Here is a 10,473-nt window from a genome sequence, read left to right as displayed (position 1 = left end):
ATGCCGCATTACGAACGCATCCTGATCACCGGCGCGGCCGGCCGCCTCGGTTCGGAACTGCGAAAGGGGCTGGTGCCGCTGGCAAAAACGATCCGCCTGGCAGGCCGCGAACCGTTCGGCGATCTTGCTCCACACGAGGAAGAAGCGGTCTTCGACCTCGCCGATATGGAGGCGACGATTGCCGCCACCAAGGATTGCGACGCGATCGTGCATTTCGGCGGCGCACCACTCGAATGCGAATGGCAAACCATCCTGGATTCCAGCATCCGCGGCTCCTATCACATCTACGAGGGCGCCCGGAAACACGGCGTGAAACGAGTCATCTATGCCTCCTCCGTACATGCCGTCGGCTATCACGAGGTCGAGGCGCATATCGGCGTCGACGCGCCGGTCCGTCCCGACAGCCTCTATGGCGTGTCGAAGAACTTCGTCGAGAGCCTGAGCCGGCTTTACTGGGACAAGTTCGGCATCGAGACGGCGTGCCTGCGCATCTTTTCGTCCTTCCCCGAACCGGCGGACCGTCGCATGCTATGGTCATACCTCTCCTTCGCCGACTGTGTGCGTCTGGTCGAGGCAGCTCTCACCGCGCCGCGCGTCGGCCATACGATCTCCTTCGGCCTTTCCGACAACAAGGTGAAAACGGTCGACAACAGCGGCGCCAACCATCTGGGGTTTTCTCCGCAGGATAGTGCCGAGCCGTTCCGCGCAGCGGTCGAGGCGAAGACGCAGATTCCGGATCCCAAGGCGCCATCGGTGAAGTATCTGGGCGGGTGGTTCTGCGAGCTTGGCCATCCGGACGACGAGCCGGCGTAGCTATCGAAATACCAATCCGCTAGATGGCGCAGACCGGAAGCCGAGATGCGGCAGGCGATGGATTCACGCATGGTGGCGGAGATCGAGCAGGTTGTCGGCGGTCGTCATCGGTTTTGGGATTCTCACCTGATCTGGTAGTGGGATCCAAATCACAGGAGATGGCATGCCGAACGATGTACTCGTGCGCGACAGCAATGGCGCTCAATTGAATGACGGCGATTCCGTCACGCTGATCAAAGACCTCAAAGTCAAAGGCACTTCGGAGACCATCAAGCGCGGCACGTTGGTGAAGGCCATCCGGCTGAACGGCAATCCCGGCGAGATCGAATGCAACACCAAGCAAGTGAAAGGCCTGGTGCTCAAGACGGAGTTCGTGAAGAAGGCGTAAGCCTCAAGGCGGCAAGCGATCTCGATGGCTCCTTCGGGATTCCGGAAAGCCTGCCGTCGCCAAGTGGGTCGCGGAGCCATTGAGCGTCCGGCACCCGACTGTTGCGCTGTAAAATTGATGATTTCGCCGACCAGGCACAAAAAACCGCCAAGACCTAAGTCTGGAACCTCCTGCCCCTCCGCGCGTTTCACGGCGTCCCGTTCGCGGACCCGCCCGGATATCTCTCCAAGCGCGCGAAAAAACCAGGAGCCCGCTTCATGCACGACAAGCTGTTTCATTCACCGGTCGCACTGTCGGTCGGCCTCGGCTTCAAGCGCGAGATTGCCTCGCTGGCCGAAATGCACGATTTCCTCGCCAATTGGACCACCTCCCGCCGCGGCCCGCTCTACCGAAATGCGGTGAAGGCATGTGATCTGGCCGTTCCAGGTTATGTGAGCGTCGAGCAGGCGCGCCGGGCGCTGCTCGAATTCGCGCAAGCCGCCGGCATCCTGTGGCCGGACCTCGAGCCGGTGGCGGGCGTGCACGCCGTTGCGCGTGGTTATGGCGGCTACGCCGCCTGAAGATTGATGTTCCCCGTGGCGGCTGAAGCCACACCACCATAGAAAGCCCGGCTGGCCCCCAGCCGGGCTTTCCCGTTTCCGGCAGCTCGCAAGGAAATCGCAATCCTGTGGTTGGCCGTGTGCCTTGGGCGACAATGCCTGGGTGGAGTGTTGAGAAGAGCCCGCGCAAAAATCTTTATGACATTCCTATTTCTTTCCACTGCGCCCTGTCTCGAACCTTTATGGCGATTGGGTCCATATTCCCTTCAGAAAACACAACCGGTTCCGTCACCAAAGATGCGACGGGCCACTTTCGATATATTGCGAACTCTCCTGTCAAATCCGCAAAGCACAAAAGAACAAAAGGAATAAACACAATGGATATAGCCGTTATCGGGATCGGAATTTTGTTCTTCGCTTTTTGTCTCGCCTACATAAAAGCTTGTGACGCGCTCTAGAGCGAGGCTGAAAAAATGATCGTCGACTATATTCTCGGTGGCGGCGTTACGCTGTTCCTGCTCGCCTACCTGACATACGCCCTCGTTCATCCAGAACGCTTCTGAAGGCACGGAAAGCCCACAGCCATGACACTGAACGGTTGGATACAGATCCTGGTCTACTGCGGGATCGTCATATTGCTGGTGAAGCCGCTCGGCGGCTACATGCACCTCGTCTTCAACGGCGACCGCACGCTGCTTTCGCCGGTCCTTCGCCCGCTTGAGCGCGGGCTTTATCGTATCTGCGGAACCAGCGAACGCGAGGAACAGCACTGGACCACCTACGCGGTCGCCCTGCTGCTCTTCAACCTCGCCGGCTTCCTGGTGCTTTATGCCCTGCAGCGTCTGCAGGGCAGCCTGCCTTACAATCCTGCCGGCATGACAGCGGTTGAACCAGGGCTGGCCTTCGACACCGCCGCCAGCTTCATGACCAACACCAACTGGCAGAACTATGGTGGCGAGAGCACGATGTCCTATCTCGTGCAGATGGCCGGGCTGACGGTGCAGAACTTCGTTTCGGCGGCCACCGGCATTGCCATCGCCATCGCGCTGATCCGCGGCTTTGCACGGGCCTCCGGCAAGTCGATCGGCAATTTCTGGGTCGATATGACCCGCTCCACACTCTATCTGCTTCTGCCGTTCTGCATCGTGCTGACGCTGGTCTATGTCTGGCTCGGCATGCCGCAGACGCTCGGCGCCTACGTCAACGCCACGACGCTGGAAGGCGCGCAGCAGACCATCGCCGTCGGCCCGGTCGCTTCGCAGGTGGCCATCAAGATGCTCGGCACCAATGGCGGCGGTTTCTTCAACGCCAATGCCGCGCACCCGTTCGAGAACCCCGACGCGATCTCCAACCTGATCCAGATGGTGTCGATCTTCGCCATCGGCGCCGCCTTGACCAACGTCTTCGGCCGCATGATCGGCAACCAGCGCCAGGGCTGGGCGATCCTCTCGGCCATGGGCGTCATGTTCATCGCCGGTGTCGCCATCTGCTATTGGGCGGAAGCCGCCGGCAACCCGCTGGTGCATGCGCTGGGCATCGACGGCGGCAACATGGAGGGCAAGGAGACGCGTTTCGGCACCGCCCTGTCGGCGCTGTTTGCCGTCATCACCACGGCCGCTTCCTGCGGCGCGGTGAACGCCATGCACGGCTCGTTCACCGCGCTCGGCGGCATGATCCCGATCATCAACATGCAGCTTGGCGAAGTCATCGTCGGCGGTGTCGGCGCGGGTCTCTACGGCATCCTGATGTACATCGTCGTTGCCGTCTTCGTTGCCGGCCTGATGGTCGGCCGCACGCCCGAATATCTCGGCAAGAAGATCGAGGCCAAGGAGGTCAAGATGGCTATGCTGGCCATACTATGCCTGCCGCTGGCGATGCTGATCTTCACGGCCATCGCCGTCGTGCTGCCGACCGGCGTGGCGTCGATGGGCAATGCCGGCCCGCACGGCTTCTCCGAGGTTCTGTATGCCTACACTTCGGCGGCGGCCAACAACGGTTCGGCCTTTGGCGGCCTCAGCGGCAACACGCCCTGGTACAACATCACGATCGGCATCGGCATGCTGATGGGCCGCTTCCTGGTCATCATTCCGGCGCTGGCCATTGCCGGCTCGCTGGTGGCGAAGAAAACGGTTCCGGCTTCCGCCGGCACCTTCCCGACCGATGGCCCGCTGTTCGTCGGGCTGCTGGTCGGCGTCATCCTGATCGTCGGTGGCCTCACCTTCTTCCCGGCGCTCGCCGTCGGGCCGATCATCGAGCACCTGGCGATGGCTCACGGGCAGACCTTCTGAGACCGTCATGTCCTGGTTCAATGCCATGCGCCGCAAGGTCGGCCACAGGGACGATCACGGAAAGGAGGAGAGACCTCCTCCTTTCCCGACCCTGTCGACGTTTCTCGGCCTTGCGGCAGTCATGCTCGTCCTCTGGCTGCTGGCCTACAGGCCGCCGCATTTCCTTTCGGCATCCAATCATCGGGTGCCGTCCAACAACACCGAAGCCGGAGCTTCAAAATGAGCAACTCGAAATCAGCCAGCATCATGGATGCCCGCATCTTGGTTCCCGCCATTGGCGGCGCCTTCCGCAAGCTCGATCCGCGCACGCTGGCCAGGAACCCGGTGATGTTCGTCGTTGCCGTCGTCTCGGCGCTCACCACGGTGCTGTTCGTCAAGGACCTGGTCACCGGAGGCGGCAATCTCGGCTTCACGCTGCAGATCATCATCTGGCTTTGGTTTACCGTGCTGTTCGCCAACTTCGCCGAAGCGGTCGCAGAAGGCCGCGGCAAGGCGCAGGCGGATTCGCTGCGCAAGGCACGCACCGAGACCCAGGCCAAGCTTTTGACCGGTGAAGACCGCACCAAATACAAACTCGTGCCCGGCACCAGCCTCAAGGTCGGCGATGCCGTGCTGGTCGAGGCCGGCGACATCATCCCGTCCGACGGCGAAGTGATCGAAGGCGTTGCTTCGGTCAACGAGGCTGCGATCACGGGCGAATCCGCGCCGGTCATTCGCGAATCCGGTGGCGACCGTTCGGCGGTCACCGGTGGCACCCAGGTGCTGTCCGACTGGGTCCGCGTCCGCATCACCGCCGCCTCCGGCCATACCTTCCTCGACCGCATGATCTCACTGGTCGAAGGTGCCGAGCGCCAGAAGACGCCGAACGAGATCGCGCTCAACATCCTGCTCGTCGGCATGACGCTGATCTTCGTGCTGGCCACCGCGACGATCCCGAGTTTTGCCTCCTACTCGGGCGGCTATATCTCGGTGACCGTTCTGGTGGCGCTGTTCGTCACCTTGATCCCGACCACGATCGGCGCGCTGCTTTCGGCCATCGGCATCGCCGGTATGGACCGTCTGGTGCGATTCAACGTGCTGGCCATGTCGGGCCGCGCCGTGGAAGCCGCAGGCGACGTCGACACGCTGCTGCTCGACAAGACCGGCACGATCACACTAGGCAACCGCCAGGCGACGCAGTTTCGCCCGGTCAAGGGCGTCACCGAACAGGAACTGGCCGACGCGGCCCAGCTTGCCTCGCTCGCCGACGAGACGCCGGAAGGCCGCTCCATCGTCGTGCTGGCCAAGGAGAAATACGCCATCCGCGCCCGCGACATGGCAACGCTGCACGCCACTTTCGTGCCCTTCACAGCGCAGACCCGTATGAGCGGCGTCGACATCGATGGTTCATCGGTGCGCAAGGGCGCCGTCGATTCCGTGCTTGCCCATGTCAACCAGTCGGCAGCCGCCGCCCATGGCACGCGCCCAAGCAGCGAATCCATCCGCGATCTCCAGTCCATCGCCGACGAGATCGCCAAGTCCGGCGGCACGCCGCTGGCGGTCGAACGCGACGGGCGCCTGCTCGGCGTCGTCCACCTCAAGGACATCGTCAAGGGCGGCATCAGGGAGCGTTTCACCGAACTGCGCCGCATGGGCATCCGCACGGTGATGATCACCGGTGACAATCCGATGACGGCGGCGGCGATCGCCGCGGAAGCCGGCGTCGACGACTTCCTCGCTCAGGCCACACCGGAGGACAAGCTGAAGCTGATCCGCGACGAACAGGCCAAGGGCAAGCTGGTGGCCATGTGCGGCGACGGCACCAACGATGCACCCGCCCTTGCACAAGCCGATGTCGGCGTCGCCATGAACACCGGCACGGTTGCCGCCCGCGAGGCCGGCAACATGATCGATCTCGACAGCGATCCGACCAAGCTCATCGAGATCGTCGAGATCGGCAAGGCGCTCTTGATGACGCGGGGTTCGCTGACAACCTTCTCGATCGCCAACGATGTGGCCAAGTATTTCGCCATCATTCCGGCGATGTTCGCCGTCTTCTACGTCGCACCGGGACAGACGACCGGCCCGCTGCAGGCACTCAACGTCATGCATCTGGCGACGCCGCAAAGCGCCATCCTGTCGGCCATCATCTTCAACGCGCTGATCATCATCGCGCTGATCCCGCTGTCGCTGAAGGGCGTCAAATACCGCGCCATTGGCGCCGGCGCGCTGCTCAGCCGCAATCTTCTCGTCTACGGCCTCGGCGGCCTCATCGTGCCGTTCGTCGGCATCAAGGCGATCGACATGATCGTCACCGCGCTTGGCCTCGCTTAACTCTTTGTTTTAACGCAATTCCGGACGGAAAACCGCTTCACACTTTTCCTGGAATTGCTTTGAGGAACATCTCCATGCTCACCCAGCTAAGACCCGCGATCATCATGATCGTCTTCTTCACGGTCCTGACCGGCCTGATCTATCCGATCGGCATGACCGGCATCGCCCAGGCGATCTTCCCGCGCCAGGCCAATGGCAGCCTGATCGAGAAGGATGGCAAGGTTATCGGCTCCGAACTGATCGGCCAGGGCTTTGCCAGCGACAAGTATTTCCATGGCCGCCCCTCGGCCGCCGGCGACGGCTACAACGCCGCCGCTTCGAGCGGCAGCAATCTCGGCCCGACCAATCCCAAGCTGATCGACCGCATCAAGGGCGATGCGGAAAGACTGAAGGCGGAGAATCCGAACCAGCCCGTCCCGATGGACCTGGTGACGACGTCCGGCAGTGGCCTCGATCCCGATATCAGTCCCAAAGCAGCCTACTTCCAGGTCGCCAGGGTGGCCAAGGCCAGGGGGATCGATGAAGCCAAGGTCAAGGCGCTTGTCGACAGTCAGGTCGAGGGCAGGGAACTCGGCTTCATGGGCGAACCGGTGGTCAATGTGCTCGGTCTCAACCTTGCGCTGGACGCCGCGAAACAGTGAATGGTGCGGGCTGGGGATCGACAGTATCTCCGGCGCCATCCATGATCGGTCCCGATGCCGGACGACAGAAACAACGACGCCAGACCTTCTCCCGACGCACTGCTTGACCATGCCGAGCGGGAAGGTCGCGGCCGGCTGCGGATATTCCTGGGTGCCGCTCCCGGCGTAGGCAAGACCTATGAGATGCTGATGTCGGGCCGCGCCAGGCTGACCGACGGCGTGGATGTGGTGATCGGTGTCGTCGAGACGCATGGGCGCAAGGAGACACTGGCCCTGGTCGAGGGTTATGAGGTCATTGCCCGCCGCAAGGTCGACTACAAGGGGCGCATCCTCGACGAGATGGACATCGACGCCATCCTCGCCCGGCGCCCGGCGCTGGTTCTTGTCGACGAACTCGCCCACACCAATGCGCCCGGCAGCCGCCATCCCAAGCGCTATCTCGACGTCCAGGAAATCCTGACGCACGGCATCGACGTCTACACGACGCTCAACATCCAGCATGTCGAAAGCCTGAACGACGTTGTCGCCCAGATCACCAAGGTCAGGGTTCGCGAGACGGTTCCCGATTCCATCATCGACCAGGCCGACGATGTCGAGATCATCGATCTCACTCCCGACGACCTGATCAAGCGGCTCGAGGAAGGCAAGGTCTATTTCCCCAACACCGCGCAGCGCGCGATCGAGAACTATTTCTCGCCGGGCAATCTGACGGCGCTCAGGGAGCTGGCGCTGCGCCGCACCGCGCAGCGCGTCGACGACCAGTTGCTGATCCATATGCAGGCCCACGCCATTCCTGGACCGTGGGCTGCGGGGGAAAGGGTACTCGTCTGCGTCGACGCGCGTCCGGGCGGGGCGGCGCGTATTCGCTACGCGCGCAGGTTGGCCGACCGGCTCCGTGCCCCGTGGACGGCGCTGCATGTCGACAGCCCTCGCTCGGCCAGCATGCCCGAAGCGGACAAGGATCGGCTCGCTACGAACCTGCGGCTTGCCGAACAGCTCGGCGCCGAGGTGACCACCATTCCCGGTCAGAACATCGCGCAGGACATTGTTCGCCATGCGACGGCGAACAATTTCACCCATATCGTGGTCGGCAGGCCGACCCGGTCGCGCTGGCGGGAATTGATCGAAGGCTCGCTCACCTACGATCTCATCCGCAACGCCGGTGACATCAGCGTCCATGTCATTTCAGGAACCGAACGCAACGCCGAGGTGACGTCGAGGAGTGTCAAGGCGGCGGACGAGCAGTGGCAGTTCGAGATCTGGCCCTATCTCAAGGCCACGGCCTTTGTCATCGGTTCGCTCGCCTTCGCCGTCGTTCTCGACCAGTTTCTCGACGTTCGCAACCTGGCGATCATTCTTCTCATCGGCGTACTGGCATCGGCGGTAACCGGCGGTCTGTGGCCGGCTCTGTACGCTTGTTTCGCCAGCGCCCTTGCTTTCAATTATTTCTTCCTGGAGCCTCGTTATACGCTGACGATCCGGGATCCGGAGAGCATCGTCGCGCTTGGCGTCTTTCTCGTCGTTGCGGTCATCGCCAGCAATCTGACGGCGCGCGTGCAGCGCCAGGCGGTCGCCGCCCGCTCGCGGGCGCGGGCCACGGAAGACATCTACCTCTTTTCAAAGAAGCTCGCCGGCGCCGGCACGCTCGACGACGTCCTTTGGGCCACGGCCTTCCAGATCGCCTCGATGCTGAAGCTGCGGGTGGTGCTGCTTTTGCCGGAAGACGGGACCATCACCGTCAAGGCCGGCTATCCGCCCGACGACACGCTGGCCGAAGCCGACATCGCCGCCGCCCGCTGGGCCTGGGAGCACAATCGTGCCGCGGGTCGCGGCGCCGACACGCTTCCAGGCGCCAAGCGCCTCTATTTGCCCTTGCGGACGGGGCGCACGGCCATCGGGGTCGTCGGCCTGGACAACGACAAGCAGGGTCCGCTGCTGACGCCCGAGCAGCAGCGGCTGCTTGACGCACTGGCCGACCAGGCGGCGGTCGCCATCGAACGTATTCAATTGGTTGCCGACGTCGACCGTGCCAAGCTCGCGGCCGAGGCGGACAGGCTGCGCTCGGCGCTGCTCACCTCCATTTCCCATGATCTGAAAACGCCGCTCGCTGCCATCATGGGCGCGGCTGGCACGCTGCGGGATTTTTCAGTCGCGCTTCCCGAACCGGACCGGGCCGAACTGCTGTCGACGGTGCTGGACGAATCCGAGCGGTTGAACCGCTTCATCGCCAATCTGCTCGACATGACCAAGATCGAGTCCGGCGCGATGGAGTCGAACTACGCCTTTCACTATGTCGGCGACATCGTCGGCTCCGCCTTGCAAAGGGCCAGGAAAATCATTGGCGAGCACAAGATCGAGACCGACATCCCCAAGGATTTGCCGATGTTGAAGGTCGACCCGGTGCTGTTCGAGCAAGCGTTGTTCAATCTTCTCGACAATGCGGCGAAATATGCCCCGGCAGGCTCGACGATTCGCATGCAGGGTTGGACCGACAATGGCTCCGTCCTGCTGCAAATCATGGATGAAGGGCCAGGCATTCCTCCCGGCGATCTGGAACGGATTTTCGACACGTTCTATCGAGTGCGCAAGGGCGACCAGATCCGCGCCGGTACGGGGCTCGGCCTGTCGATCTGCCGCGGCTTCGTCGAAGCGATGGGTGGCACGATCATGGCGGCAAACCGGACCGACGGTTCGGGCGCGGTGTTCACCATCAAAATGCCCAGGCCGGCAAATCCGCCCAATTTCGACGCTTCGAATACCGACGACCACGATGTGGGTGACCTGGCATGACAAACTCGAACGTCAGAATATTGGTCGTCGATGACGAGCCGCCGATCCGCAAGCTGCTGCGCGTCGGGCTCGGCAGCCAAGGTTATGCGGTCAGCGAGGCGCCGAACGCGAAGGTGGCGATCGAGCTGATGGAGGCGGAGAAGCCGGACCTCGTCCTGCTCGACCTTGGGCTGCCCGGCATGAGCGGCCATGAACTGCTGCGCAAATGGCGCGACGATGGTCTCGACATTCCAGTGGTCATCCTGTCCAGCCGGACCGACGAGGCCGGCATCGTCCAGGCCCTGGAACTCGGCGCCGACGACTATGTCACCAAGCCTTTCGGCATGAATGAGCTGGTGGCGCGCATTCGCGTGGCGCTCCGCCACAAGTTCCAGCAGCAGGGCGAGAAGCCGATTTTCCAGACCGGCGATCTCAGCGTCGATCTGGTCAAGCGCATCGTCAAGGTCGAGGGCAAGGAGGTAAAGCTCTCGCCGAAGGAATACGACATCCTGCGCATGCTGGTGCAGCACGCCGGCAAGGTGCTGACCCATCATTTCCTGTTGAAGCAGGTCTGGGGCGACTCGACCGACGTGCAGTATCTCAGGGTCTATGTGCGGCAGCTCAGGCAGAAGATCGAGAAGAGCCCCGACCAGCCGCGCTACATCACCACCGAGACCGGCGTCGGCTACCGCCTGCGCGAGGTCGAGTGAGCAGGCCAGGTT

10 protein-coding genes are annotated in these 10,473 nt (G+C 62.6%); all 10 read left to right on the top strand.

Features of this window, described 5'->3' with window-relative positions; genetic code table 11:
• The 10 genes from EOA19_RS07350 to EOA19_RS07300 all read left to right on the top strand — a co-directional run bounded on the left by EOA19_RS07350 (position 1) and on the right by EOA19_RS07300 (position 10,461).
• Positions 1-813, top strand: a complete 813-nt coding sequence (locus EOA19_RS07350; RefSeq protein ID WP_127290656.1) for an NAD(P)-dependent oxidoreductase — start codon at positions 1-3, stop codon at positions 811-813.
• Between the two features lie 163 nt (positions 814-976).
• Complete coding sequence (locus EOA19_RS07345) at positions 977-1,201, top strand: alkylphosphonate utilization protein (RefSeq protein ID WP_023810143.1); 225 nt, start codon at positions 977-979, stop codon at positions 1,199-1,201.
• 257 nt (positions 1,202-1,458) lie between these two features.
• Positions 1,459-1,761, top strand: coding sequence for a DUF982 domain-containing protein (locus EOA19_RS07340; RefSeq protein WP_128303169.1), 303 nt, complete (start codon positions 1,459-1,461; stop codon positions 1,759-1,761).
• Positions 1,762-2,213: 452 nt separating this feature from the next.
• Complete coding sequence (locus EOA19_RS07330) at positions 2,214-2,303, top strand: potassium-transporting ATPase subunit F (protein WP_128303167.1); 90 nt, start codon at positions 2,214-2,216, stop codon at positions 2,301-2,303.
• A 21-nt stretch (positions 2,304-2,324) separates the two neighbouring features.
• Entirely contained in the window at positions 2,325-4,028 is a 1,704-nt protein-coding gene (kdpA, locus tag EOA19_RS07325; RefSeq protein ID WP_128303166.1) for a potassium-transporting ATPase subunit KdpA, read from the top strand.
• 7 nt (positions 4,029-4,035) lie between these two features.
• A complete protein-coding gene (locus EOA19_RS07320; RefSeq protein WP_023810138.1) occupies positions 4,036-4,251 on the top strand; it encodes a hypothetical protein in 216 nt (71 codons plus the stop codon).
• The gene (gene kdpB, locus EOA19_RS07315) at positions 4,248-6,341 is read left to right on the top strand and encodes a potassium-transporting ATPase subunit KdpB (RefSeq protein ID WP_128303165.1); all 2,094 of its coding nucleotides are present in this window, start codon (positions 4,248-4,250) and stop codon (positions 6,339-6,341) included. The genes EOA19_RS07320 and kdpB overlap by 4 nt, the downstream gene beginning before the upstream one ends.
• Positions 6,342-6,415: 74 nt before the next feature.
• Positions 6,416-6,982, top strand: a complete 567-nt coding sequence (kdpC, locus tag EOA19_RS07310) for a potassium-transporting ATPase subunit KdpC (protein ID WP_023810136.1) — start codon at positions 6,416-6,418, stop codon at positions 6,980-6,982.
• Positions 6,983-7,036: 54 nt separating this feature from the next.
• Positions 7,037-9,772, top strand: a complete 2,736-nt coding sequence (locus tag EOA19_RS07305; RefSeq protein WP_023810135.1) for a sensor histidine kinase KdpD — start codon at positions 7,037-7,039, stop codon at positions 9,770-9,772.
• Entirely contained in the window at positions 9,769-10,461 is a 693-nt protein-coding gene (locus EOA19_RS07300; protein ID WP_023810134.1) for a response regulator transcription factor, read from the top strand. The genes EOA19_RS07305 and EOA19_RS07300 overlap by 4 nt, the downstream gene beginning before the upstream one ends.
• The last annotated feature ends 12 nt before the right edge of the window (positions 10,462-10,473 follow it).

Origin of the sequence: Mesorhizobium sp. M7A.F.Ca.US.010.02.1.1, assembly GCF_004023085.1 — a bacterium.
GTDB lineage: Bacteria > Pseudomonadota > Alphaproteobacteria > Rhizobiales > Rhizobiaceae > Mesorhizobium.
This window is presented reverse-complemented; position numbering and strand designations above follow the sequence as displayed.